Below are 23,993 nucleotides of genomic sequence, written 5' to 3'. Positions count from 1 at the left end.
GGCTCAGCGCTCCTTCAGCTTGACGGAGGAGTTGTAGATGTTCATCACCGTCGAGATCGTCAGCGATGCCGTCAGATAGAACAGCATCAACAGCAGGACGCATTCGATCGCGCGACCCGTCTGGTTCAGCGTGATGCCGCCCAAGGTCGCCGTGATGTCCGCATACCCCACCGCAATCGCCAGTGATGAGTTTTTGGTGATGTTCAGATACTGCGAAATCAACGGCGGGATGATCACCCGCAGGGCCTGAGGCAGTACGACCAGGTTCATAATCCGACCCTGGCGCAAGCCAAGGGCGGCCGCAGCTTCGGTCTGACCTTTCGAGATCGCCTGAATACCTGCGCGGACATTCTCCGCGATGAAGGCACCGGTGTAGATCGACAAAGCGAACCACAAAGCAATCAGCGGACCGCCGATCTTGATTCCACCTTTAAAGTTGAACCCCTTGAGCGCAGGCACTTCCCAGCTCAACCCCATGATGAGCATCAGCAGAGCAAAGGGAACAAACCAGATCGCCAGCTTAATCAGCAAGGTTTTTGGGCGTTCGCCCGTTTCTTCCTGCTTGAGGTTGGCCCAGTTGGTGACACGGCCCGACACGAACCACGATGCAACCAGTCCCGCAAGAACCGCCATCCAGTTCATGAATGCAGAGGCAAAGAGCCCGCTTTCAAACCAGGGCATCGGGACATAGACGCCGCGGTTGGTGAATGCAAATAGGTCCAGAACCATGCTGGAGGTCGCATTGTCGCCACGGAATGCGCGCGGCCCAGGCATCACCGCCGTCATGATCGTGAAGATGATGATGATCCAGATCAGCACGGGAATATTCCGGAAGATCTCAACGTAAACAGCCATCAACTTGGACACCAGCCAGTTGTTGGACAGGCGCAGAACACCAGCGATCACGCCAAAGACGGTCGCAGTTATACAGGCCAAAAAGGCAACCAGCAGCGTGTTGAGAACACCAACAAGTGCGGCGCGGGCGTGCGAAGATTGGCTATCGTACTCAACCAGACGCTGGTTGATGTCATATCCGGCGGGATCGCCGAGGAAACTGTAGGAAATGTTCAGACCTGCGGCGCGCAGGTTCTGGATAAGATTGTTGCCCAGATACCAGATGCACAGCGCCAATACGATGGCTGCAATCACCTGGAATGTCAGTGAACGATACCGGGTATCGTTGAATAGCATGGACAACCGAAAACCAGCATTAGGTGGGTCGGTCAAAGTTGACATGTTGTGGGGTCCCCGTGGCTTGCGGTTACCGTTGGTCCCGTCGGGGTTGACCCCGCTCCGCAACAGTCCGCAGCGTTATAGTGGATACGAAGAGGGCGCGAGAATTCTCGCGCCCTTTCGTTTGGCGTATTAGCGGAACGGCGGCGAGTACAGCAGGCCGCCTTCGGTCCACTGAGCGTTCAGGCCGCGTGCCAGACCGATCGGGGTTTCTTCGCCGATGTTCTGAGCAAAGATCTCACCATAGTTGCCACCGGCTGCGATGGCGCGCTTGGACCATTCAGCGTCCAGACCCAGCATCTCGCCCAGGGTACCTTCGGTGCCCAGGATACGGTTGATTTCCGGGTTGTTGGTGCCTGCCGACATCTCGCCGATGTTGGCCGAGGTGATGCCCAGCTCTTCGGCCGAGATCAGCGCGTTCAGAGTCCAGCGAACAACGTCGCCCCACTCGTGGTCGCCGTGACGAACCAGCGGACCCAGAGGCTCTTTCGAGATGATCTCGGGCAGCAGAACGTGGTCACCGGGGTTCTCGAAGGTCGCACGTGTCGCGGCCAGACCCGAGGCGTCGGTGGTGTAGACGTCACAGGCGCCAGCCAGGTACTGCTGCTGCGCTTCGGCGTTTGTTTCGATCGGAACCGGCTCGTAGCTGATGTTGTTCGAGCGGAAGAAATCCGCCAGGTTCAGCTCGGTGGTGGTGCCGGTCTGGATGCAGACGGTCGCGCCGTCCAGTTCCTTGGCCGACGAAACGCCCAGTTCCTTGGGAACCATGAAGCCCTGACCGTCGTAATAGTTCACGCCGGTGAATTCGAACTTCAGGTCAACGTCGCGCGAGAAGGTCCATGTGGTGTTACGAGCCAGCATGTCGATCTCACCCGAAGCCAACGCAGTAAAGCGTGTCTTACCGGTGGTCGGCACGAACTCGACTGCGCTGGCATCACCCAGAACAGCGGCCGCAACGGCGCGGCACACAGCCACGTCAAAACCTTTCCATTCCCCATTTGCATCCGGCGCCGCAAAGCCAACCAGACCTGTGGTCACACCACAGTTCAGCTTGCCGCGTGCCTTGACGTCATCCATCGTGCCCGCTGCTGCAGCTGCTGCTGCCAGACCGGCGACGGTGAACGCGCCCAAAAATACGGTTTTTTTCATTTTTACCTCTTCCTGATTTTCCACCCCTTTGTGGAGCGGTTCGACCGGCATGAGTTTTTGCCGGAACGTTTACCAAAAAGGGATCTCCCCTTTAGTGGGGCCAAGTTTGGGCGCAATCATCACAAAACGTCAAGGGTAGGATCATAGAAATCAATGATCTGACAGGTCCGGTTTACCCTGGGTCACCTGATTCAGCTGTGATGCAAAGGATCAACCCGATACGTCAAAGAACCGTTTTGCGTGTAAAAAGGACTGCCGCTTTATCTCTGCGTGTTCGCTGGCTTCGTCGTCGGCGCCCCATTGCTCCTCTTGCCACAGCTCGTCTACACGCGAAATGCGCCAAATCTCGTCCGCTTCACGCCAATTTCTGGCAGCCGCGAATCCCAAGATCAAAGACCCAGACAGGCTGACAAGGTCATGAAAGGCCGCCAAGTGGAACGCCCCCAAAGCGTGAACCTGGGGCGACAAAACATCCAGAACCTCACGCGATTGTGGTTCATGCACCACCCCAAAGACCGGTTTCAGACGCGCGCCCAGATTTTCTGCTGCCCAATCCAACGCCGGAGACCATTGTTCGTCCTGCCGGTTCACCAATTCCTGCGGGTGGGAGGCGCGATAACACAGCAAATCCGAATCGCCATAAGCGGCCAACATGTCGGCCACTTCGGCGTGTTGAATACGAACCTTGTCGATGGCGGCATTGGCCGATCGGGTGAATGGCATGGTGGCTGGATCCACCTCGCCCTCTTGCGCGTCCCATTCTTCAGCGATGGCTTGGGCCATGGCTTGGGTTGGAACGATCAGCCCGGCCTTGGCCGGTGTCTTCACCCTGCGGCCGTCCAATTCGACAGTGAATCCACCGTCTGCCTCGACTACGGTGCTGTTGGTCCAAAACCGTTTGGGTTTCCACTCGCTCATGTCTCAGGTCCAGATTTGCGCCAACGCGTCAGGCAATTGGTCGAATGTATCAATGATGGTGTGTGCCGAGGCCAGCGCCGATGGCTTGTGATAGCCCCAGCTGACCCCAATCCCGGCTACGCCAGCGGCAGCAGCCATATCCATGTCAAAACTGGTGTCGCCGATCATCACGCAATTTGCGGGCTCAACCCCCGCCTCATCCATCGCGGCATGGATCATCGAAGGATGTGGTTTCGACGGATGAAAATCAGCGACCTGCCGCGTCACGAACAAGCGTTCCATCCCGTGCGCCTCGATCAACCCATCAAGACCGCGTTTGGACTTTCCGGTCGCAACACCCAACAGGTTCTCGGGCACCGCATGCAGTACCTCAAGCATCTCCATCGCGCCCGGGTAAAGCGGCGAATGCGCCGCCCCTTGCGCCAGTCGCTGGTCGCGGTAGCTGTCTTTGTAGCCTTGCACCAATTGGGCCCGAACGCCCCCATCCTGCTCGGGTGCCAGCCGTTCCATCGCCTGAGGCAGAGACAAACCAACGATGGACAAGATCGTCTGCCGTGCGGGCACCGTCAGGCCAGCCTTGTCAAAGGCAGCCGTCATCGACCCGACAATCGCCGCCTGGCTGTCGACCAAAGTGCCATCCACATCAAAGAGGATCAGCCGCAGATCCGCGGTCATCGCAGTTCCTCGAACGGGTCGTCCGCCGCCAGATCCTCGGTCCAGCCGAGCGTATCCCAGCTTTCTTTCATGTGCTGAGGCAGTTTGGCCGTGACAGTGATCGGCTTGCGCGTGATCGGATGCTCAAAGCTCAAGGTACGTGCATGCAAATGCAGCTTCTTGCTGATGATCCCACCCAATTGCGCGCCCCAGCCGTCGCCCAGATTTTCCTGACCCGAACCGCCGTATTTGCCGTCGCCAATGATCGGGTGGCCCATGCCAGCCATATGCGCCCGCAGCTGATGGGTACGGCCCGTTACAGGTTCCATCGCCACCCAAGACGCGCGGCTGGCCACGCGGTAGAGCGTGGCATAAAGCGTATGCGCACGCTTGGCGCCCGGCGTGTCATCCACGTCGTGCGAATGGATCGGGATCATCTTTTCACCCTCACCCTGCTTGCCATGGCCTGGTGCCTTGACCAGGCCCGTCTTGATCTCACCCAAGTAGGGGGTCGGAACACCGGCCACCAAAGCCCAATAGATCTTGTGCGTGTTGCGGTGGCGAAAGGCTGCGGTCAGCCCCTTGGCGGCCTCGCGGGTGCGGGCCATGACCAGAACGCCAGATGTGTCCTTGTCCAACCGGTGCACCAGACGCGGGTTTTCATCCAGACCAAAGCGCAACGCCTCGGCCAAGCCATCCACGTGCTTTGTCTGTCCACTACCACCCTGCACCGGCAGCCCCGCGGGTTTGTTCAAGGCAATCACATGGTCATCGCGGTAGATCACGCAATCCTGGATCATGCGCGCGTCTGCCTCTTTGATCCGGGGGCGATGTTCGGCCGGTTTCTGGTCCGTCGCAGGCAACGGAGGAATGCGTACCACTTGCCCAACCTCAACCCGGCTCGATGCCTTGACCCGGCCACCGTCAATCCGCAACTCGCCTTTGCGGCACATCTTTTCGATACGGCCCTGGCTCACATGCGGAAACAGGCGGCGCAGCCAGCGGTCAATGCGCTGATCGCCGTCACCTTCGGCCACTGTGATCATCTGTACTCCGCTCATGCCCATACTCCTCTGGCCAACACCAGGCCCAACATCAGTGCCGCAATCGACAGGCCCACCGACAACGCCACATACAGCGCCGCCTGGCCCAAATCTCCGCGTTCGTAGAGGTTCACGGCTTCCAGCGAAAACGCCGAGAACGTCGTGAACCCGCCCATGATCCCAGTTGCCACCAACGGGTTGAGATGCGTCAGCCCCTTGTGCGCGGCAGTCACCACAAACACGCCCATAAGGAACGATCCGATGACGTTCACCGTCAGAATGGCGATTGGAAACTCCTGATGGCCAAACGTCCGCAGAACGCCCACGCCCGTCAGATACCGGAGCGACGCCCCGATCGCGCCGCCAAGCGCCACATGTAGAACCGAAGAAAACATGGGGCTCCCTTGGCCCGCCCTGCAGGGGATGTCAAGTTTTGCTGGCGTCAATCCGCATTGCGCTGTGCGCGCAGCTTGGCAAAGTAATCCAGCCGCTTCTTCAACTCGCGCTCGAACCCGCGCTCGACCGGTTGATAAAGCTCGGGCCGTTCCATCCCATCGGGGAAATAGTTCTGCCCCGAAAACCCATCCTCGGCATCGTGGTCATAATCATAACCCGCGCCATAACCTTGCTCCTTCATCAGCGACGTAGGCGCGTTCAGGATGTGTTTCGGCGGCGGTTCCGACCCCGATTTCTTGGCCAGCCGCATGGCGGCCTTGTAGCCCACGTAAGCCCCGTTCGATTTCGGCGCGAGCGCCAGGTAAACCACGGCCTGTGCCAGGGCCAGCTCGCCTTCGGGGCTGCCCAGGCGCTCGTACACTTCCCAGGCATGCAGGCAATGGGTCTGTGCCTGCGGGTCGGCTAGCCCGATGTCTTCGACCGCCATCCGCGTGATCCGTCGCGCCAGATAGCGCGGATCCTCGCCCCCGGTCAGCATCCGGGCGAACCAATAAAGCGCAGCATCCGGGTCCGAGCCACGTACCGATTTGTGTAAGGCGGAAATCAGGTTGTAGTGCTCTTCGCCCGACTTGTCGTATTTGGTGGCGCGACGCATCAGACGTGTGGACAGGGCGTCCGTGTCCAGATCGGCGTCCACCTTCCACGCGGCCACCTGTTCAATCAGGTTGAGCAAAGCGCGCCCATCCCCGTCCGCCATGTCTTGCAACGCTGATCGCGCCGGGGGGAGCAACGGCAAGTCTTGTCCCAACTCGGCCTCGGCGCGCTTAGTCAGCGCCTCCAGATCCGCCTTGCCCAGACGTTCCAGCACCATGACCTGCGCGCGGCTTAGAACAGCGGCGTTCAATTCGAACGAGGGGTTTTCCGTGGTCGCCCCCACCAGCAGGATGGTGCCATCCTCCATATGCGGCAGAAACCCGTCCTGCTGCGCTTTGTTGAAGCGGTGGATCTCATCGACGAACAGCAACGTCCCCTGCCCGTTCTGACGTCGTATCTTGGCCGCCTCAAACACTTTTTTCAGGTCGGGTACACCGGTGAAAATGGCACTGATCTGTACGAAGTGCAGGTCGCTTTCATCCGCCAGCAATCGCGCAATGGTGGTCTTGCCCACTCCCGGCGGCCCCCAGAAGATCAAGCTCGACAAACTGCCCGAGGCCAGCATGACGCCAAGCGGTGCATCAGGCCCCAAAACCTGCTGCTGCCCGATCACCTCGGCCAAGGACTGCGGGCGCAACCGATCTGCCAAGGGCCGGTGCCGGTCGGCTTCGGCCTCAGGCTTGGCGTCCGTTTCTGTGCCTGTATCGAACAGATCACCCATGGGTCACAACCGGAACCTTAGGGACAGTTTCTGACCGCGCCGCTGCAAATCCAACCGCACCCACCGCCCGGTGTCGGTCAGGGCTTTGCGCACGTCAGTCGTCGTAAGCATATCCTCGCCATTGATTCCGGCCACGATATCACCATGCTGGAGACCCGCACGCGCGCCATAGGGGCCCGGATCGATCACAACCACACCCTCGGCTGACAGCGGCAAACCAAGATACGAGATGACGGCCGGGTTGGCCCGCGCAACCACAAGCCCCGGCAAAGCTGTCTGGTCATCCAGCTTGATGTCTTCAGCGGGCGGCTCATCCGGTGCCTCGATCATAGCGACACCCAACTCTTCGCGCTCGCCGTCGCGCAATCGAGTCATTGTGGACACCCCACCGATACCCGTCACTGACATGCGAAACATCATCTCGGAAGGCGAGTTCACCGGCTCGCCATCCACATGGGTCACGACGTCCCCCACCTTGAATCCGGCCTGGGTCAGGGGGCTGACCGCGTGAATATCTGAAATCACAACACCTTCGGGCAACGCCAGTCCAAGCGAGTCTGCAATGTCTGCGTTCATGGGCTGGCCGGCAATGCCCGCCCAGGGACGGACAAAGTATTCATTCCCTTGGCGCGCCTGACGCAGGAACTCGCGCACAAGGTTGGCGGGAATGGCAAAACCGATCCCGTTCGAGCCCCCCGACCGGCTGAGGATCGAGGTGTTGATCCCGATCAGATCGCCATTCACGTCAATTAGCGCCCCGCCCGAATTTCCTGGGTTGATCGGCGCATCTGTCTGCAGGAAATAGCCACGCGCTTTGCCGGTTGCCGCCCCCGATCGAGCCAGCCCTGACACGATCCCGCTGCTGACCGTCTGACCCACGCCAAACGGGTTGCCAATTGCCAGGACCAGCTCACCGACCTCCACTTGATCAGAGTCGCGTAAGGCAAGCGACGGCAGATCAGAAGCTTGATCCAACCGCAGAATAGCGATGTCGCTTTCCTCGTCCCCAAGCACAACGGTGGCCGAGTATTCACGTCGGTCCGTGGTCACGACCTGAATCTCAGACGCCATACCAACCACGTGATAGTTCGACACGACATAGCCATCATCGCTCAAGATCACACCCGAGCCCAATGAGTTTTGAACCCGTTGTTGCGGCGCACCGAAGCCACCGAAAAAATCCTGAAAGAACGGGTCGGAAAAGAACGGATTGGGCTGACCGCTGGTGATTATCTTGGCGTAGATGTTAACCACGGCTGGCGCCGCGCGCTTGACCACCGGGGCAAAACCCAACGAGATCTCGGCTTGCGACGCTGGAACACGAGTTTCGGCGATTGCGGCTGCAGGTGTCAAAAGCAACAACAGGGGCAGGATAACGCGGATCATTTTTCCTCCGGGAACGCTCAGCTACGCATGCGATATGCGGGGGTGTCCGTCGGATTGCAACCCGCCACCGGCTTGCTCAGGTTTCATCCGGAAAAATGCTGGTGCTAAGAAATACCCATCGTCCTTCGGCTTCTTCTATCATAATGCTGGCCGAAGAGCCCGTTTCCATACGCTCATCTCCGTCGCCCTCAGGATGGATCAAAGAATAGCTTGCAAAGCAATATGCCGCCCCTTCCCGAGACGTGAAATGTTGAACCGTCGCGGCCTTGTAAGTGATGTCTTGCTCGAACCATTTTGCGTGCAATGCACGTAGTTCTCGGTGTCCTATCGAGGGTCTAGAATAGGGCGTATAGACATCACCGCGTCCCTGAAACAAATCTATGATCTTCATATCGCGCGCGTTAAACGCTTGAATGTAGCTGTTCAGCAAATGCTCAATCTGGCTTTGGACAGACATGGTAATCCTCACGCTGTTTCACCAGTCTTAACACGTTAACGCTTTCGCCCAAAGAAAAACCCCCGCTCGGTGGAGCGGGGGTTCGCAATCGGCCAGCTGCCGGATGCGTTTAGTCTTCGGCGGCCTCTTCGGCGGCGACGCGGGCCTTGTCGGCGGCGCCTTTGGCATCGACGTCGCGGTCAACGAATTCGATGATTGCCATCGGGGCCATGTCACCATAGCGGAAGCCTGCTTTCAGGACACGGACGTAGCCGCCCTGACGGTCCTTGTAGCGGGGGCCCAGGACGTCGAACAGTTTGGCGACGTACTGGTCTTCTTTCAGGCGTGCTGCGGCCTGACGACGTGCGTGCAGGTCACCGCGTTTGCCCAGGGTGATCAGTTTTTCGATGATCGGGCGCAGTTCCTTTGCCTTGGGCAAAGTGGTTTTGATCTGCTCGTGCTCGATCAGCGAGCCGGCCATGTTCGCAAAGAGCGCCTTGCGGTGCTCATGAGTACGGTTCAGGCGGCGATATCCACGTGCGTGACGCATTTTGTAGTTCCTTCGTCTAGCTTTTGCTTTGTCCGATGGCCGATGCGTGTCAGCCATTCACCTTGGGGCGGGTTTGCCCATGTTGTCCCCGGCAGTCCGGGCATTGATGGAGGGGACCTGAGCCCCCTCCGAAACCTTAGAAGTTGTCTTCGAACTTCTTGGCCAGATCTTCGATGTTGTCCGGCGGCCAGTCCTCGACGTCCATGCCAAGGTGCAGACCCATGCCCGACAGCACTTCTTTGATCTCGTTCAGCGACTTGCGGCCAAAGTTCGGCGTGCGCAGCATCTCTGCTTCGGTCTTCTGGATCAGATCGCCGATGTAGACGATGTTGTCGTTCTTCAGGCAGTTTGCCGAACGGACCGACAGCTCCAGCTCGTCGACTTTCTTGAGCAGCAGCGGGTTGAACTCCAGACCGTCATCTTCGTCCTGGCGACCAGCCGCTTCGGGCTCGTCGAAGTTGACAAAGATCGACAGCTGATCCTGCAGGATGCGTGCAGCAAAAGCCACGGCGTCATCCGGCGTGATCGAACCGTCGGTTTCGACCTTCATGGTCAGCTTGTCATAATCCAGAACCTGACCTTCACGGGTCGGCTGCACGTCGTACGACACTTTCTTGACAGGCGAATAGATCGCGTCGATCGGGATCAGGCCGATGGGGGCATCTTCGGGCTTGTTCTTGTCAGCCGAGACATAACCCTTGCCGGTGTTAACCGTCAGTTCCATGAACAGATCCGCACCATCGTCCAGGTGGCAGATCACGTGATCCCGGTTCAGGATCTCGATACCGGCGCTTTCGCTGATGTCACCAGCGGTAACAACGGCGGGACCTTTGGCATTGATCGACAGGCGCTTGGGGCCTTCGACTTCCATGCGCAAAGACACCTGCTTGAGGTTCAGAATGATGTCGGTGACGTCTTCACGCACACCGGCCACGCTGGAAAACTCGTGCAGAACGTTGTCGATCTGAACGCTGGTGATTGCTGCGCCTTGCAGCGAGCTCATCAGGATGCGACGCAGGGCGTTGCCCAGTGTCAGACCAAAGCCACGCTCCAGCGGCTCGGCCACAACCGTTGCTTGACGTGCTGGGTCATTGCCCGGCTTCACGTCTAGCTGGGTTGGCTTGATCAGTTCAGCCCAGTTCTTGTGGATCATGTTGTCCCTCCATTCCTGTCTGCGCCCCATGTCCAGAAAAGGTGCAGACGCCCGAGGTTTAAAATGACGGACTGGGGCCGCGTCAAATGACACAGCCCCAGCGTAATTTTGGTGTCGCTTAGACGCGGCGGCGCTTCGGCGGGCGGCAACCGTTGTGAGCAATCGGCGTCACGTCGCGGATCGACGTGATGTTGAAGCCCACTGCAGCCAGAGCGCGCAGAGCCGATTCACGACCCGAACCGGGGCCCTGAACTTCGACTTCCAGCGTCTTGACGCCGTGATCTTGTGCTTTTTTGCCTGCATCTTCTGCAGCCATCTGAGCAGCGTAGGGGGTCGATTTCCGCGATCCTTTGAAGCCCATAGTACCAGCCGACGACCACGAGATGGCGTTGCCCTGTACGTCCGAGATCAGGATCTTGGTGTTGTTGAACGACGAATTCACGTGGGCTACGCCCGAAGCGATATTCTTACGCTCTTTTTTCTTGGTACGAGTCTTATCGCGTGCCATTGATCAAACCCTCCCTTATTTCTTCTTACCAGCAATGGCCTTTGCAGGGCCTTTGCGAGTACGAGCGTTGGTGTGGGTACGCTGACCGCGAACGGGCAGGTTACGACGATGGCGCAGACCGCGGTAGCAGCCCAGGTCCATCAGACGCTTGATGTTCATCTGAGTCTCACGACGCAGGTCACCTTCGACGGTATAGTTTTCATCGATGTGCTCGCGGATTTTCAGAACTTCGGCATCCGACAGTTCGTTGACGCGACGGGTCGCTTCAATGCCCACGGCTTCGCAGATGGCTTCTGCCGAGGTGTTACCGATACCGGTGATATATGTGAGGGCGATAGGTACCCGCTTTGCAGTCGGGATATTTACGCCGGCAATACGTGCCACGTGTCACTTTCCTTTTCGTTGCGGTTCCGTAACTCCAGAACCTTTTTTCACAACGCTTTACCTTGGCAGTGTGGCCAGAGGGTCCAGCATTATTTGAGGTAGTCCTTGCACACGAAACGAATCCCGCGCGCGCGGTTGATTCCCATAGGGATAGGGGTCGATATGGGCTTTTCCCGATAGGGTCAAGCCCCAACACTAAAGTACTTCAAGAACCGCTCAACTCTACCTGCCAAACAACACATCCTTTGCAATAAAACGAGCAACAATGGCTGCAACCAAGGACACAACCAATATGCAGGCGGTTAGAACTTGAAACTCAGAAGACCAGCTCGGGCAATCCACCCGGTCACCACACAAGAATTCAAACTTGTTCTGCAAATTGGCCACAACCGATCTCAGGAACCAAACCGAAACAAAGAAAACAGACCCGAAGACAAAACTGTCTTGGATCTGTTCTTTTCGTCGTTGCTTAAAGAAGTTGAGCTTCACAGCCTCCAACTCCTGACAGATCAGGTGTCCAGAATGGCGCCAATCTCACCTTGCACGGCTTCGATCGAACCCAGGCCATCAACGTCCGAAAGCAAACCTTTGGCGTGGTAGTAGCCGATCAGCGGTGCGGTCTTCTTGTAGTATTCCATCAGGCGGATGCGCACGCTTGCTTCGTTGTCGTCAGCGCGGGCTTCTTTGCCTGCTGCAACTGCTTCGGCTGCGCGGCCCACGATACGCTGTACCAGCGTTTCATCGTCGACCTGCATCTCGATCACGGTGTCCAGCTTTTCGCCTTTTTCGGCCAGCAGCTCACCCAGGGCATCGGCTTGGGCCAGTGTCCGGGGGAAGCCGTCAAAGATGAAACCACCCTCGGCACCCTGTTCCAGCTTTTCGCGGATCAGGCCAATGACGATCTCGTCGGTGACCAACTCGCCCTTGTCCATGACCTCGGCAACGCGCTTGCCCATTTCGGTGCCGCTGCTTTTTGCTTCGCGCAGCATATCGCCCGTGCTCAGCTGTACCATGCCGCGGGACGCAACCAAGTGTCCCGCCTGAGTGCCTTTGCCCGCACCCGGCGGGCCCAAAAGAATGATGTTCATCGACGAGCGGGTCCCTTCCTGCCGCGTTTCTTACCTTTGCCACGCAGTTGGGACTTTTCAATGAGCCCTTCGTATTGGTGCGCAAGCAAGTGACTTTGTACCTGCTGAATCGTGTCCATCGTGACAGAGACGATAATCAGCACCGAGGTACCACCGAAATAAAACGGAATTGCGAACTGGCCCCGCAGGATTTCCGGCAGAACACAGACCAGCGCCAGATAGGCGGAGCCCAGAACCAGCACGCGGTTGACCACATACTCCAGGTATTTGGCGGTATTCTTGCCGGGACGGATACCCGGAACAAAGCCGTTCTGGTTCTTCAGGTTGTCGGCCACGTCGTCAGGTTTGAACGAGACGTTGAACGTATAGAAATACGCAAAAAACACGATCATCGACACGAAGAACAGCAGATAGAGCGGCTGACCCGGACCAAAGTTAGCCAGCAGCCAGGACATGATCGGACCATTTGCGGCGCCGGCCGAGAAGGTCGAGATCGTCACCGGCAGCAGAAGCAGCGAGCTGGCAAAGATGGCCGGGATCACGCCTGCGGGGTTCACCTTGACCGGCAGGTGGCTCGAACCACCGTCATAGACCTTCATACCGACCTGACGGCGCGGGTATTGAATGTGGATCTTGCGCAAGGCGCGCTCCATGAACACCACAAATGTGATGGTCACGATCACCATCAGGATCACGGCGATGATCACGGCAGGGCTCAAGGCGCCCGAACGACCCGAGGCCAGGAACTGCGCCAGTGCAGCGGGAACTTCGGCGATGATGCCAACAAAGATGATCAGCGAGATACCGTTGCCGATGCCGCGTGCGGTGATCTGCTCACCCAGCCACATCAGGAACATGGTGCCGCCAACCAGCGTGATCATGGTCGAGAAGCGGAAATAGAGGCCGGGATCGGTCGCCAAATCACCCGATTCGAGCGACACGGCCAGGCCATAAGCCTGCACGGTGGCCAGGGCCACGGTGCCGAAACGAGTGTATTGGTTGATCTTTTTGCGGCCCTGTTCACCCTCTTTCTTGAGTTGCTCAAGTTGGGGAACCATGGCCGTCAGCAGCTGCACGATGATCGATGCCGAGATATAGGGCATAATGCCAAGGGCAAAGATGCCCATGCGCCCTAGCGCGCCCCCGGTGAACATCGAAACCATACCGCCGATGCCTTGCCCCGCTTGCTCCATGAACTCTCGCAGGGCAACGCCGTCGATACCTGGCACCGGAATAAAGGTGCCCAGGCGGTAGACGATCAACAAACCCAGGGTGAACAGGATGCGGTTGCGCAGATCGGTGGCTTTGCCAAGGGCGGACCAGCTTGTGTTGGCCGCCATTTGTTCTGCTGCTGATACCATTATCGGTCTCTCTTATGAAAACGCCGCCCGGAACCGTTCTCCGGCTCGGGCGGCGTCATGGAAAACTCATGCGACTATGTAAGCGGCTTAAGCGCCGCTCACAAGCGCTTACTCTGCCGCAGCAGCTTTTGTGACCTTAAGTGAACCGCCCGCTTTTTCGACTGCTTCAACAGCAGCCTTCGATGCACCGGTTACTTCGATGTTCAGAGCGGCGGTCACTTCGCCTTTGGCCAGGACGCGGATGCCGTCCAGCTTGCGGCGAACCAGACCGGACGCGATCAGCGCGTCTTCGGTGATGGCTGCTGCGCCGTCCAGTTTCTTGGCGTCGACGAATTTCTGGATCAGGCCCAGGTTCACAACAGCGAATTCCTTGCGGTTCGGCTTGTTGAAGCCACGCTTGGGCAGACGCTGGTACAAAGGCATCTGGCCGCCTTCGTAGCCATTGATAGCCACACCCGAACGGGATTTCTGACCTTTGATACCACGGCCACCGGTCTTACCTTTGCCGGAGCCTACACCGCGGCCTACGCGGGTGCGTTTTTTGGTTGCGCCGTCGTTGTCGCGCAGTTCGTTCAGTTTCATTTCGCTTCTCCTAAGCCGGATGTGACCCTCGAAGCGAGTGGGCCAACCACGGCATTTCTTGATTTTGATTCTCGTGACGCATTGCGCCACCGGGCGCGTATAGCGGGCCTGTCAGCCTAGATCAAGCCTTTCGCCCGGTTGATCAATTGACAGGCGGGTTGACCCAACAGGTGGGTGCGAATGGACGCTGTACCGCCCGCTCGATCAACTCCAAACGATCCTGCCCATAGAACGGGTCACCGTCCACAACGTAGGTCGGCGACCCAAAAACACTGAGCTCACGCGCGTCTTCGGAAATTGCCGCAACTTTGGCCTGCGCTTCTGGTCCAGCGCCCTGCTCAATCAATGCTGGCCCGTCCAGGCCGCAGTGCTGTGCGATTGTTATCAATGTCGCCTGATCCGACAGATCCGCATCATCTCGCCAATGCGCCTCGAGAATCGCATGGGCAAAAGCATCTACCGCTGGACCCGAAGAACCAAGCGCCACAATCATGCCCGACGCCAAGCTATAGTCCGCATCGTGATACGTCGGGCGGTATTTTATCACCGGGACATCCCGGTATTCGGACCAACGTTCAATCTCGCGCCCAAAGAAGTAGTCGACATGGGCCTGCGTCCGATCACGAAACGGCAACGAGCCTTGAACTTCAACCACCGGTGAAAGATTGATCGGCTTGTGGACCAAGGTGACAGAATGCTCATTACAGATCTCGTACAACCGCCGCGATCCTAAATAGGCAAAGGCTGAATGGGCCGAGTAGTAATAGTCGATCGTGCTCATGCCAGCGAGGTTAGAGACAACTTACCCTAACGGCAAAGCAAAACCGGCCTGCGCGCGATGATCAAAGGTGGCGGAACTGGTCACCATAGACGTGGCGATTCGCGATGTCGTGGATTTCGTAGCGGCTGAAGCCGAAATCGTGCAGTTCGCGATCGGTCAGGCCGGAAAGCTCGTTCACGGTGCGGCTGTATTCGCCGCGCAGAACACGGGCTTGTTTCATGCTTTCGAATGCCGCGCGGATGCGGGTTGCCAGCGAGTGACCGAAACCTTCGTGGGTTGCAACATGTGCCATTTTTCAATTCCTCATACGGGCCGGGCCTGATTGCCCGGTTGGTTTGTTTCTGTTCTTTCTGAGACAAACCGCAGGTATGACCTGCTTGCCCTTGGGACAACGCACACTCGGGTCTTCCCGCTATGCAGCCAAAGCAACCCTAGACGAAAAAAGCCCCCGAAGGTCGGAGGCGATTGTCAGCTTTCCTAAAGAGGTCGAACCTCAGGACGGATCATAGCTGCCGTCTTCATCGTGTCGCTCTTCACCACTCAGCGCAGGGGTGAAGACGCAGACAAAGCGCATCTTGGTTTTGGTTCGCAGAATATGCGCGTCGTTCTTGTCCAGAACATAGATCGACCCGACACTCAGCTCGTGAACCTCTCCGGTGGCGACATTTTCGACTGTTCCCTCGCCTTCGATCACATAGTTGGATTCGATGTGGTTCTTGTAGTGCAGGTGTAGCTCGTTCCCCGCCTCGACCACGGTGTCATGCAGCGAGTACCCCAGCCCGTCCCGCGCGAGCAGAATACGACGACTTTCCAGGTTGTACCCCACCATGTGATCATCTGTTCCAATCACAGATGCCAAATCTTTGACGATCATCTCTCTCTCCCAACTGCCCAAACGACTGCCCAAACGTCAGCCTGCGCACTGTTTCGCAGCCGACATCCCCCGGCAACCGATTTTCGCACCTGCCAAAAGAAAAACGCCCCCGGTTTCCCGAGGGCGTTTTCCTAATTCTGACGATCAAAAAGCTTAGTCGCGCTCTTCGATGATCTCAACCAGATGCGGGATCTTGTTGACCATACCGCGGACCGAAGGAGTATCCTCCAGCTCGCGGGTCTTGTGCATCTTGTTCAGGCCCAGGCCAACCAGAGTGGCGCGCTGGTCGGCGGGGCGGCGGATCGGGGAACCGATCTGCTTGACGACGATGGTTTTTGCCATGGATCGCTCTCCTTACGCTTCAGCTTCGGCGGCAGCCGGTGCTTCGTCCCGCTTGGGCAGGATGTCAGCAACTTTCTTGCCACGACGCTGTGCAACCGAACGGGGGCTGGCTTCTTTTTTCAGCCCGTCGATGGTGGCGCGGATCATGTTGTACGGGTTCTGCGAGCCGATCGACTTGGAAACCACGTCTTTCACGCCCAGCATTTCGAATACAGCACGCATCGGACCACCGGCGATGATACCAGTACCTTCCGGAGCGGTCCGCATCACAACCTTGCCTGCGCCGTGACGACCTTCGACGTCGTGGTGCAGGGTACGGCCTTCGCGCAGGGGCACGCGAACCATCTGGCGCTTGGCTTGCTCGGTGGCTTTACGAATGGCCTCAGGGACCTCTTTCGCTTTACCTTTGCCAAAGCCAACACGGCCTTTCTGATCGCCGACAACCACCAGAGCGGCGAAGCCAAAACGCTTACCACCTTTTACGGTTTTCGATACACGGTTGATCGCAACCAGGCGATCTGCGAATTCCGGTGCTTCCTCGCGGTCGCGACGGTTGCCCCGGCGGTTTTCACGTTCTGCCATGAGTGGCATTCCTTTCATAAAGGCGTCTGGCGCCTATCTGTCCAATCCTGGTGGGTCCCAATCAGGACCGGAACCCCCGGATCATCGGGGCGGTGCGTGCACCGCCCACACTGTTTAGATCTTGAGACCACCTTCACGGGCAGCGTCGGCCAGAGCCTTCACCTTGCCGTGGAACAGGAAGCCGCCGCGATCAAAGTAAGCTTCTTCAACGCCAGCTTTCTTGGCACGCTCGGCAATAGCCGCGCCCACCTTGGTAGCTGCTTCGACGTTGTTCTTGCCAACGACGCCCAGATCTTTTTCCAGGGTCGAGGCCGAAGCCAGAGTCACGCCACGAACATCGTCGATCAGCTGGACGCTGATGTTCTTGTTCGAACGGTGAACGGACAGACGCGGACGTCCGGCGTTCACTTTGCGAAGTTTGTTCCGGACGCGCAGGCGGCGCTTGAGGAACAGGGTCCGTTTGCTGTTTGCCATCTGTCTGGTCCTTACTTCTTCTTGCCTTCCTTACGGAAGATGAACTCGCCCTTGTAGCGGATGCCTTTGCCTTTGTAGGGCTCGGGCTTACGCCATGCGCGGATTTCAGCAGCAACCTGGCCAACCGCCTGTTCGTCGATACCTTCGACAACAATCTCGGTTTGCTTAGGCGCCGTGATGGTCACGCCTTCGGGGGCCACATAGTCAACGTCGTGCGACAAACCCAGGTTCAGCTTCAGGGTGTTGCCCTGCATCTGAGCCCGGTAACCCACACCCTGGATCTCCAGCTCTTTTTTGAAGCCGGTGGTCACGCCTGCAACGAGGTTCGCAACCATGGTGCGGGACATGCCCCACTGCTGACGAGCACGCTTGGACGAGCCGCGCGGGTCGATTTTGACAACGTTGTCTTCGACGCTCAGAGTCACGTCGTCAGTTGCCGAGAAGCTGCGGGTCCCCTTCGGGCCTTTGACTTCGATGGTCTGGCCGGACACCGACGCGGTTACACCGCTGGGCAGTTCGACCGGTTTCTTACCAATACGAGACATTGCAGACCTCCTTAGAAGACGGTGCAGAGCACTTCGCCACCAACATTGTTGGAGCGAGCGTTTGCATCCGACATCACGCCTTTCGGAGTGCTGACAATCGACACGCCCAGGCCCTGACGGACCGACGGGATGTCATTGACGCCCATGTACACGCGACGACCGGGCTTCGAGACCCGCTTCAGTTCGCGAATGACAGGAGTGCCTTCGTAGTACTTCAGGCTGATTTCGATGGCCGGGTGGCCGTCGGCACCAGTGGTTGCTTCATAACCGCGGATGTAACCTTCGTCCGCCAGCACATCCAAAACCCATGCCCGCAGCTTCGAAGCCGGGGTCATGACGGTGGATTTGCCGCGCATCTGAGAGTTACGGATACGGGTGAGCATATCGCCGATAGGATCGTTCATATCTATGTCTCCCTTACCAGCTCGATTTCACCATGCCGGGGATCTGACCAGCAGAGCCCAGCTCGCGCAGCGCAATACGGCTGATCTTCAGCTTACGATAGTAAGCGTGAGGACGGCCGGTCAGCTGGCAGCGGTTGTGCAGACGAGTTGCCGAGCTGTTGCGCGGCAGTTTCGCCAGTTTCAGACGCGCTTTGAAACGCTCTTCCATCGGCTTGCTTTCGTCATTCGCGATCTCTTTGAGCTCGGCACGTTTGGCAGCGTATTTTGCCACCAGGCGCTCGCGCTTCTTCTCGCGTTCGATCATTGCTTTTTTAGCCATGTCTTTTCCCTCCGGCGCTTACGCGTTGAACGGCATGTTGAAAGCTTTCAACAGTGCCTTGCCTTCAGCGTCGGTGTTCGCTGTGGTGGTGATTACGATGTCCATGCCCCAGGTCTCATCGACTTTATCAAAGTCGATTTCGGGGAACACGATGTGCTCTTTCATGCCCATGGCAAAGTTGCCACGACCGTCGAAAGAAGGTTTCACACCGCGGAAGTCACGGATACGCGGCATCGCGATGGTGATCAGACGGTCCAGGAATTCGTACATCCGGTCACCGCGCAGGGTCACCTTGGCACCCAGAGGCATGTCTTCACGAACACGGAAGCCCGCGATCGATTTCTTTGCCTTGGTGGACACAGCTTTTTGACCAGCGATTGCAGTCAGATCTTCGACAGCCGATTTGGCTTTCTTCGAATCTTTGACAGCTTCAGCACCACAACCGATGTTCAGAACGATTTTTTCCAGCTTGGGCAGCTGCATGTCGTTCTTGTAGCCGAACTCTTCTTTCAGAGCGGCACGGATGGTTTCAACGTACTGAGTTTTCAGACGCGGGGTGTAGGTTGCGTTATCAAGCATCGATCACGTCCCCTGTGGTCTTGGCGAAGCGGACCTTCTTGTCGCCTTCCATGCGGAAGCCAACGCGAGTTGCTTTGCCGTTTGCGTCCAGCAGTGCCAGGTTCGACAGTTCGATCGGCATCGCTTTGGGGATGCGACCGCCCTGGCTGTTCTGGGTCTGACGGGTGGCGCGGATTGCGACGTTCACGCCGTCAACCACTGCTTTGCCTGCGGACGGGTCAACCGAGGTGATTGTACCCTCTTTGCCCTTGTCCTTACCGGCCAGCACGACGACTTTGTCGCCTTTGCGGAGTTTAGCAGCCATTGTTACAGCACCTCCGGAGCAAGCGAGATGATTTTCATGAAGTTTTTCGCGCGCAACTCACGAACAACCGGGCCAAAGATACGGGTACCTACGGGCTCGTTGTTGTTGTTCAGGATGACAGCGGCGTTGCGATCAAAACGGATCGCGGTGCCGTCTTCGCGACGTACTTCTTTGGCGGTGCGAACGACGACGGCCTTACGGACATCACCTTTCTTCACGCGACCGCGCGGGATGGCTTCCTTAACCGAAACGACAATGATGTCGCCTACGGATGCGTACTTACGCTTGGAGCCACCCAGAACCTTGATGCACTGAACTCGGCGAGCGCCGGAGTTGTCAGCAACATCCAGGTTTGTTTGCATCTGGATCATGTGGTTTCTCCCGACCTATGGGGGGCCGATGCGTGGCCTGGTCCCCAGGGTTTCGACTCTGTCGAGTCGTCCGGGAAGCTTAAGAGTTAAGCTTCCAGAACTTCCCAACGTTTCGTTTTCGATTTCGGCGCGCATTCGATGATGCGTACAGAGTCGCCGACCTTGAAAGCGTTCTTTTCATCGTGAGCCCGGTACTTCTTGGACTTACGGATGGTTTTCTTCAGAACGGGGTGCGTGAAACGACGCTCAACCGAGACGGTTACGGTCTGGGCGTTGGCGTCCGATGTCACGGTGCCTTGCAGGATACGTTTGGGCATACTTCAGGCTCCTTATTCTGCAGAAGCTGCGGCAGCAGCTTTTTCGTTCAGGATGGTCTTCACGCGGGCAGCATTGCGGCGAGCCGCCTTGATGCCTGCAGTGCTTTCCAGCTGACCGGTTGCCTGTTGAAAGCGCAGGTTAAAGCTCTCTTTCTTCAGGTTTGCGAGTTCCTCGCGGAGCTGGTCCGGAGTCTTGTCACGAAGTTCTTGGGCGTTCATCGCCTTTTTCCTTTTCTCAAAACACCAGAAGGCCCCGTAAACGGGTCACCTTGGACCTGGTGGATGAATACAACAAATGCGAATCCCCCGACTCAGCCGGGGGGACGTGCAAGATGCCGCTACATAGGGGAGGTTCGAGGTGGGGGCAAGGGAAAGTTTGAGACCAACAGAACTTGCAGTTTTTGTCTCTATCTTTCGATCCTACCATACAGACTCAAAATCCGTCCACGCATACTACACCTTCGAAGAAGTTCACGTATTGACTCTCTTTTTAGAATACCTGTTACAACTACGCTACCTTTCATCATGGATCATTTATGGACGCTCATTGAATACTGATGAATTTCAATACTGGCTTGAGCTGGCGGCAATAGCATTTGGGGTAATGGTTGCTTGCGTTACCATTTTCGCGCAGGTCAGCAAAGGCGTCGAAAAGCTATTGGTGTACCGCAAGTCCGTCAAAGACCGCCGCAGCACACGCAATCTGTTGATCCGCCCTGAACCCGAAGAAATCGCAAAATACAGCATCAAAAATCACCAAGATCTTCGTGCAGAGCAACAGCAACACGAACAAGAGCTTGAAAGAAGAAACCTCGTAAGGTCCATTGAAATATCGGTTAGGACAAAAGCGAGGCTTGTCACACTAATGATATTCTTTACCTTCGGTTTTGGCGTCATTGCTGCTACCTTTGCATATCACACTTTCCGTTAAGTCTATCCCAAAACGAATCCTAAACTGATGAGCGGCGCCCCTACACTGGTGGTCCACTACGGCTTTCACTTTGTGATACCCTTTGCCATTGCAAGGGTCCTGTTCGGACGTGAGAGATGGCTGACCGCTGCTCTGCTGATGATCGCCGCAAACATCATTGACGCCGATCACCTGCTGGCCACGCCGATCTTTGATCCGGACCGGTGCAGTATCGGGTTTCATCCGCTGCATTCAGGGTTGGCGGCTGCGGGCTATGGCCTGGTCCTGCTGGTCCCATCGTGGAAGGTGCGGGCCTTTGCGCTTGGGTGTTTGTGGCATCTGGCCACCGACAGCTTGGATTGCACCCTGCAGGGCACATGGGCGTTCTGACGTCACACGGCATTCAGGTGCGGGATCGACTGCATGCGGTCAGGTCCCACACCCCTCCATCGCCTTGATCAACAGATAGAACGTCATGGCCAACGTCGCGGCCAAGACCCCCTTTTCAAGCTTTGTCTGGTTGCCACGTTGGCGAAAGCTCACCAGCTCTGAGAATGCCTCGCGAAAATTCCAGTTCGTCCGGTAGAGCACCAACAGGAACAGCACCACCATCCCAATCCAAAAGGCCGGGGCCGCTGCGTCCATCGCATTCAGCAGGCAGGGATCAATCCCATCTATAATTGAAGCTAACACTGATCCGCTCATCCTCTGCCATGTTCATCGGCACCTCATGGCGCAACCAACTCTCCCACAGCAGCACATCGCCAACCTTGGGCTTCATATAAATGAAGGGCTGCAACTCACGACGCCCATCCTTGACCCGAGTTGGGGCGGCCATCATGCGACCAGACCGAGGGTCCTCGAGTTTCAACGCGCTCGCCCCTTTGGGCATCGAGACATAGGTGGTGCCTGAAATGACCGAATGCGGGTGGATGTGGCTGGCGTGCATCCCGCCTTCGGGCAGGATGTTGATCCAGAGGTCTTCGAGCTTCAATTGCCGGTCGTCCAGGTCGAACTCAAGATCCTTGGCAAATTCCGCGACATGTTGGCCCAACGACTTGATCACATCGGCAAAAATCGGGAAGCGCCACCCCAGGTCGGTCAGCGACGCATAAGATGTGTAACCAGGATAGCCGTTGGCTTCGCACCATTCCTGCCCTGCCTCGTCATCCTCGGCAATGGAATAACAAGACGCCTCCAACTCTTCGGCATCGACCTTGGGGCCGAATTCCGACAGCGCGGCGTGGTACAGACGGGTGACAAAAAGTGATTCAATCTTGGGCATGGGCTCTCTTACCCCAGCCAATGCTCAAGCGCGAGAGGTGACGAAGCAAAGAGCCTGCCATGGAATCAAATAGGGCGGCCCACTGGACCGCCCCGTTAACGTTATGCTCAGGACAGCGGCGAGCAGACCGTGGCACCCGCGGTGGTGGTGGCCAGAGTGTAACCTTCGGGGCAGCTGGCGTTACCCAGCTTGTCATAGGTCGGTGCAAATGTGACCGGCACGATCTCTTCCTGCTGAGCGCAGGCGACCAGCGTCGCGGCAACCAGACCAAGGGCAGCAAACTTCAGTTTCATCTTCAATTGTCCTCTCGTTCAAATATTGGTTCCCAGCACGTGGGACTTAGTGCGAGGAAACGCTCCTCATCTCAAGATTTGCAGAAATTCACACAGAAGTCGAATCCGATATTCATTCTTATGAATTCCAATCGGCAGAATCAGGCTGGCTATTCAGCACGTTGGCTTAGTTTTGCTGATCCCCACACGTCAACGTCCCTGCAGTCAAGCAGTCGTGCCATCGATCAGTTCCACGTCAGCCATAGTAACACCTGGCGCACCGATCAGGATATGCACCTCACGCGTTACCAATTCGTCGCTTTCATACGTCAGGATAATCCGACTGCCATCGTCGCCATCCGCCTCGCTGCGTGCACCGGCGAACGTGTATTCATCGTTCAGTGTATTCGCTTCGATCGACAGAACATCTACGCCCGCTTCGAAATCGGGAAGGCTAAATGCAACGGCACCGAGCGTTTCGTCATCGACAAAAAACATGTCGTACCCAGGTTCATAGGGATTTTCGTTTTGCTCTCGAACGTCTTCAGCGGTCAGTGAATCATCCGAGATCTCTCCCTCATCAATCAGCAGTTCAAACCGGTCAGCGCCAGCACCACCAAAAGCCTCTTGAGTCGCGACATGCGAGAAAGTCTGAAAAGGCGAAACCGGGTCGAGGCGAAGCGTATCGTCCCCTTCACCCCCATAGACCCTCGTGGTGTAACCGTCGCCCGAGTACCCTTCATACAACGCTTGAATGTAATCATCACCCGCACCGCCGTAAATATCGACATCATCTGCGTCCGAGGCATCAATCGTATCATTGCCATTGCCCCCCTCAATCACCGTGTTCGGTGATGAATATCGGTCTGAATAGCGAATGGAATCGTCGCCATCCCCGCCCGCAATCGTGTTGTCGTAATCATCAAAATCTTCCATTACGATGGTATCGTTGCCAGCCCCCCCGGACACTTCAGTGCTAGTCAAACCCAGAGAGTGAAGCCCTCCAGACGTGTCCTCCTCATCTAGCACGGCGTTGAAATCAATAAGGTCGTCGCCTTCACCGCCACGCACCTCGGCACTTTGATTGTCTTCCAACTGGTCCAGGTTGCCCGCACTCAGCGTGTCGTTGCCCATCGTTCCGACAAGATCGTTGTTTTCGTCGAGGTCAAATCCTGTGACCTCGGCAACCTCATCATCATCGTCGTCATTGGACACAATAACCCCGGCACCAACGGCCACCCCAAGACCCAAAAGCAATAAAAGTTCCAAAATCAACCCTCACAAATCATAAGTATTCCACCTAATCTTCCCCAGATTGTATATAAACTCGCTTATTTGCCAACCAAAATATGCCCGACGACCCTGATGTTTGACGTCAGGGCCGCCGTATCAAAGGTGTTTTCGCGACACCGCATTAC

General features: G+C 57.2%; 37 protein-coding genes. 2 read left to right on the top strand and 35 right to left on the bottom strand.

The window, feature by feature from the left end; translation table 11 throughout:
- Window positions 1–3 precede the first annotated feature (3 nt).
- The 31 genes from TRL7639_RS01845 to rpmC all read right to left on the bottom strand — a co-directional run bounded on the left by TRL7639_RS01845 (window position 4) and on the right by rpmC (window position 20,327).
- Window positions 4–1,236, bottom strand: coding sequence for an amino acid ABC transporter permease (locus TRL7639_RS01845; RefSeq protein ID WP_085794104.1), 1,233 nt, complete (start codon window positions 1,234–1,236; stop codon window positions 4–6).
- Window positions 1,237–1,365: 129 nt separating this feature from the next.
- A complete protein-coding gene (locus TRL7639_RS01840; protein WP_085796208.1) occupies window positions 1,366–2,382 on the bottom strand; it encodes an amino acid ABC transporter substrate-binding protein in 1,017 nt (338 codons plus the stop codon).
- A gap of 210 nt (window positions 2,383–2,592) precedes the next feature.
- Window positions 2,593–3,300 (bottom strand): ATP12 family chaperone protein, encoded by a 708-nt coding sequence (locus tag TRL7639_RS01835; RefSeq protein ID WP_085794103.1) that lies wholly within the window; start codon window positions 3,298–3,300, stop codon window positions 2,593–2,595.
- Window positions 3,301–3,303: 3 nt separating this feature from the next.
- Entirely contained in the window at window positions 3,304–3,975 is a 672-nt protein-coding gene (locus TRL7639_RS01830; RefSeq protein WP_085794102.1) for an HAD-IA family hydrolase, read from the bottom strand.
- Window positions 3,972–5,015, bottom strand: coding sequence for an RluA family pseudouridine synthase (locus TRL7639_RS01825; RefSeq protein WP_085796207.1), 1,044 nt, complete (start codon window positions 5,013–5,015; stop codon window positions 3,972–3,974). The genes TRL7639_RS01830 and TRL7639_RS01825 overlap by 4 nt, the downstream gene beginning before the upstream one ends.
- The gene (crcB, locus tag TRL7639_RS01820; protein ID WP_085794101.1) at window positions 5,012–5,392 is read right to left on the bottom strand and encodes a fluoride efflux transporter CrcB; all 381 of its coding nucleotides are present in this window, start codon (window positions 5,390–5,392) and stop codon (window positions 5,012–5,014) included. The genes TRL7639_RS01825 and crcB overlap by 4 nt, the downstream gene beginning before the upstream one ends.
- Window positions 5,393–5,439: 47 nt before the next feature.
- Window positions 5,440–6,768, bottom strand: a complete 1,329-nt coding sequence (locus TRL7639_RS01815) for a replication-associated recombination protein A (RefSeq protein WP_085794100.1) — start codon at window positions 6,766–6,768, stop codon at window positions 5,440–5,442.
- Between the two features lie 3 nt (window positions 6,769–6,771).
- Window positions 6,772–8,154 carry a trypsin-like peptidase domain-containing protein gene (locus tag TRL7639_RS01810; protein ID WP_085794099.1) on the bottom strand — a complete coding sequence of 461 codons (1,383 nt, stop codon included), beginning with the start codon at window positions 8,152–8,154 and terminating at the stop codon, window positions 6,772–6,774.
- Window positions 8,155–8,230: 76 nt separating this feature from the next.
- Window positions 8,231–8,611 (bottom strand): YybH family protein, encoded by a 381-nt coding sequence (locus tag TRL7639_RS01805; RefSeq protein ID WP_085794098.1) that lies wholly within the window; start codon window positions 8,609–8,611, stop codon window positions 8,231–8,233.
- 109 nt (window positions 8,612–8,720) lie between these two features.
- Window positions 8,721–9,140 carry a 50S ribosomal protein L17 gene (rplQ, locus tag TRL7639_RS01800; protein WP_085794097.1) on the bottom strand — a complete coding sequence of 140 codons (420 nt, stop codon included), beginning with the start codon at window positions 9,138–9,140 and terminating at the stop codon, window positions 8,721–8,723.
- Between the two features lie 136 nt (window positions 9,141–9,276).
- Window positions 9,277–10,293 (bottom strand): DNA-directed RNA polymerase subunit alpha, encoded by a 1,017-nt coding sequence (locus tag TRL7639_RS01795; RefSeq protein ID WP_085794096.1) that lies wholly within the window; start codon window positions 10,291–10,293, stop codon window positions 9,277–9,279.
- Window positions 10,294–10,411: 118 nt separating this feature from the next.
- Window positions 10,412–10,801 carry a 30S ribosomal protein S11 gene (gene rpsK, locus TRL7639_RS01790; protein ID WP_085794095.1) on the bottom strand — a complete coding sequence of 130 codons (390 nt, stop codon included), beginning with the start codon at window positions 10,799–10,801 and terminating at the stop codon, window positions 10,412–10,414.
- Window positions 10,802–10,816: 15 nt separating this feature from the next.
- Window positions 10,817–11,185, bottom strand: a complete 369-nt coding sequence (rpsM, locus tag TRL7639_RS01785; RefSeq protein WP_085794094.1) for a 30S ribosomal protein S13 — start codon at window positions 11,183–11,185, stop codon at window positions 10,817–10,819.
- Window positions 11,186–11,407: 222 nt separating this feature from the next.
- A complete protein-coding gene (locus TRL7639_RS01780) occupies window positions 11,408–11,674 on the bottom strand; it encodes a hypothetical protein (RefSeq protein ID WP_133057592.1) in 267 nt (88 codons plus the stop codon).
- Between the two features lie 20 nt (window positions 11,675–11,694).
- A complete protein-coding gene (locus tag TRL7639_RS01775; RefSeq protein ID WP_085794092.1) occupies window positions 11,695–12,273 on the bottom strand; it encodes an adenylate kinase in 579 nt (192 codons plus the stop codon).
- Window positions 12,270–13,634, bottom strand: coding sequence for a preprotein translocase subunit SecY (gene secY, locus TRL7639_RS01770; protein WP_085794091.1), 1,365 nt, complete (start codon window positions 13,632–13,634; stop codon window positions 12,270–12,272). The genes TRL7639_RS01775 and secY overlap by 4 nt, the downstream gene beginning before the upstream one ends.
- 108 nt (window positions 13,635–13,742) lie before the next feature.
- Window positions 13,743–14,216, bottom strand: coding sequence for a 50S ribosomal protein L15 (gene rplO, locus TRL7639_RS01765; RefSeq protein ID WP_085794090.1), 474 nt, complete (start codon window positions 14,214–14,216; stop codon window positions 13,743–13,745).
- A gap of 142 nt (window positions 14,217–14,358) precedes the next feature.
- On the bottom strand, window positions 14,359–14,997 hold the full coding sequence (locus TRL7639_RS01760; RefSeq protein ID WP_085794089.1) for a 2-hydroxychromene-2-carboxylate isomerase: 639 nt from the start codon (window positions 14,995–14,997) through the stop codon (window positions 14,359–14,361).
- A gap of 61 nt (window positions 14,998–15,058) precedes the next feature.
- The gene (locus tag TRL7639_RS01755; RefSeq protein ID WP_085794088.1) at window positions 15,059–15,289 is read right to left on the bottom strand and encodes a DUF1127 domain-containing protein; all 231 of its coding nucleotides are present in this window, start codon (window positions 15,287–15,289) and stop codon (window positions 15,059–15,061) included.
- A gap of 201 nt (window positions 15,290–15,490) precedes the next feature.
- The gene (locus TRL7639_RS01750; protein ID WP_085794087.1) at window positions 15,491–15,871 is read right to left on the bottom strand and encodes an ectoine synthase; all 381 of its coding nucleotides are present in this window, start codon (window positions 15,869–15,871) and stop codon (window positions 15,491–15,493) included.
- A 153-nt stretch (window positions 15,872–16,024) separates the two neighbouring features.
- Window positions 16,025–16,213: a 50S ribosomal protein L30 gene (gene rpmD, locus TRL7639_RS01745; RefSeq protein ID WP_008559881.1), complete on the bottom strand. Its 189-nt coding sequence runs from the start codon at window positions 16,211–16,213 to the stop codon at window positions 16,025–16,027.
- A gap of 12 nt (window positions 16,214–16,225) precedes the next feature.
- Window positions 16,226–16,795 carry a 30S ribosomal protein S5 gene (gene rpsE / locus TRL7639_RS01740; RefSeq protein ID WP_085794086.1) on the bottom strand — a complete coding sequence of 190 codons (570 nt, stop codon included), beginning with the start codon at window positions 16,793–16,795 and terminating at the stop codon, window positions 16,226–16,228.
- Window positions 16,796–16,909: 114 nt separating this feature from the next.
- Complete coding sequence (gene rplR / locus TRL7639_RS01735; protein ID WP_058283506.1) at window positions 16,910–17,269, bottom strand: 50S ribosomal protein L18; 360 nt, start codon at window positions 17,267–17,269, stop codon at window positions 16,910–16,912.
- A gap of 11 nt (window positions 17,270–17,280) precedes the next feature.
- A complete protein-coding gene (rplF, locus tag TRL7639_RS01730) occupies window positions 17,281–17,814 on the bottom strand; it encodes a 50S ribosomal protein L6 (RefSeq protein WP_085794085.1) in 534 nt (177 codons plus the stop codon).
- A gap of 11 nt (window positions 17,815–17,825) precedes the next feature.
- Window positions 17,826–18,218 carry a 30S ribosomal protein S8 gene (gene rpsH / locus TRL7639_RS01725; RefSeq protein WP_085794084.1) on the bottom strand — a complete coding sequence of 131 codons (393 nt, stop codon included), beginning with the start codon at window positions 18,216–18,218 and terminating at the stop codon, window positions 17,826–17,828.
- Between the two features lie 13 nt (window positions 18,219–18,231).
- On the bottom strand, window positions 18,232–18,537 hold the full coding sequence (rpsN, locus tag TRL7639_RS01720) for a 30S ribosomal protein S14 (protein ID WP_085794083.1): 306 nt from the start codon (window positions 18,535–18,537) through the stop codon (window positions 18,232–18,234).
- Between the two features lie 18 nt (window positions 18,538–18,555).
- Window positions 18,556–19,116, bottom strand: a complete 561-nt coding sequence (gene rplE, locus TRL7639_RS01715) for a 50S ribosomal protein L5 (RefSeq protein WP_085794082.1) — start codon at window positions 19,114–19,116, stop codon at window positions 18,556–18,558.
- Window positions 19,109–19,420 (bottom strand): 50S ribosomal protein L24, encoded by a 312-nt coding sequence (rplX, locus tag TRL7639_RS01710; protein WP_085794081.1) that lies wholly within the window; start codon window positions 19,418–19,420, stop codon window positions 19,109–19,111. Before rplX ends, rplE begins: the two co-directional genes overlap by 8 nt.
- Window positions 19,421–19,422: 2 nt before the next feature.
- Entirely contained in the window at window positions 19,423–19,791 is a 369-nt protein-coding gene (rplN, locus tag TRL7639_RS01705; RefSeq protein WP_005621870.1) for a 50S ribosomal protein L14, read from the bottom strand.
- Between the two features lie 86 nt (window positions 19,792–19,877).
- Window positions 19,878–20,108, bottom strand: coding sequence for a 30S ribosomal protein S17 (rpsQ, locus tag TRL7639_RS01700; protein WP_085794080.1), 231 nt, complete (start codon window positions 20,106–20,108; stop codon window positions 19,878–19,880).
- Window positions 20,109–20,120: 12 nt separating this feature from the next.
- Window positions 20,121–20,327: a 50S ribosomal protein L29 gene (gene rpmC, locus TRL7639_RS01695; protein ID WP_085794079.1), complete on the bottom strand. Its 207-nt coding sequence runs from the start codon at window positions 20,325–20,327 to the stop codon at window positions 20,121–20,123.
- 328 nt (window positions 20,328–20,655) lie between these two features.
- On the opposite strand from rpmC, the gene TRL7639_RS01690 reads away from it, so the two are divergent.
- Together TRL7639_RS01690 and TRL7639_RS01685 are read left to right on the top strand one after the other, a co-directional pair.
- The gene (locus TRL7639_RS01690) at window positions 20,656–21,039 is read left to right on the top strand and encodes a hypothetical protein (RefSeq protein WP_133057591.1); all 384 of its coding nucleotides are present in this window, start codon (window positions 20,656–20,658) and stop codon (window positions 21,037–21,039) included.
- 27 nt (window positions 21,040–21,066) lie between these two features.
- Window positions 21,067–21,408, top strand: a complete 342-nt coding sequence (locus tag TRL7639_RS01685) for a DUF6122 family protein (protein WP_085794077.1) — start codon at window positions 21,067–21,069, stop codon at window positions 21,406–21,408.
- Between the two features lie 39 nt (window positions 21,409–21,447).
- Here TRL7639_RS01685 and TRL7639_RS01680 read toward each other — a convergent pair whose 3' ends face one another.
- The 4 genes from TRL7639_RS01680 to TRL7639_RS01665 all read right to left on the bottom strand — a co-directional run bounded on the left by TRL7639_RS01680 (window position 21,448) and on the right by TRL7639_RS01665 (window position 23,844).
- Entirely contained in the window at window positions 21,448–21,711 is a 264-nt protein-coding gene (locus tag TRL7639_RS01680; protein ID WP_133057590.1) for a hypothetical protein, read from the bottom strand.
- Complete coding sequence (locus TRL7639_RS01675) at window positions 21,683–22,303, bottom strand: 2OG-Fe(II) oxygenase family protein (protein ID WP_085794075.1); 621 nt, start codon at window positions 22,301–22,303, stop codon at window positions 21,683–21,685. The genes TRL7639_RS01680 and TRL7639_RS01675 overlap by 29 nt, the downstream gene beginning before the upstream one ends.
- Before the next feature lie 107 nt (window positions 22,304–22,410).
- Window positions 22,411–22,596: a hypothetical protein gene (locus TRL7639_RS01670; protein ID WP_235820228.1), complete on the bottom strand. Its 186-nt coding sequence runs from the start codon at window positions 22,594–22,596 to the stop codon at window positions 22,411–22,413.
- 204 nt (window positions 22,597–22,800) lie between these two features.
- Complete coding sequence (locus tag TRL7639_RS01665; protein WP_133057589.1) at window positions 22,801–23,844, bottom strand: hypothetical protein; 1,044 nt, start codon at window positions 23,842–23,844, stop codon at window positions 22,801–22,803.
- Window positions 23,845–23,993: the final 149 nt, after the last annotated feature.

Source organism: Falsiruegeria litorea R37 (genome assembly GCF_900172225.1).
Lineage (GTDB): Bacteria > Pseudomonadota > Alphaproteobacteria > Rhodobacterales > Rhodobacteraceae > Falsiruegeria > Falsiruegeria litorea.
This window is presented reverse-complemented; position numbering and strand designations above follow the sequence as displayed.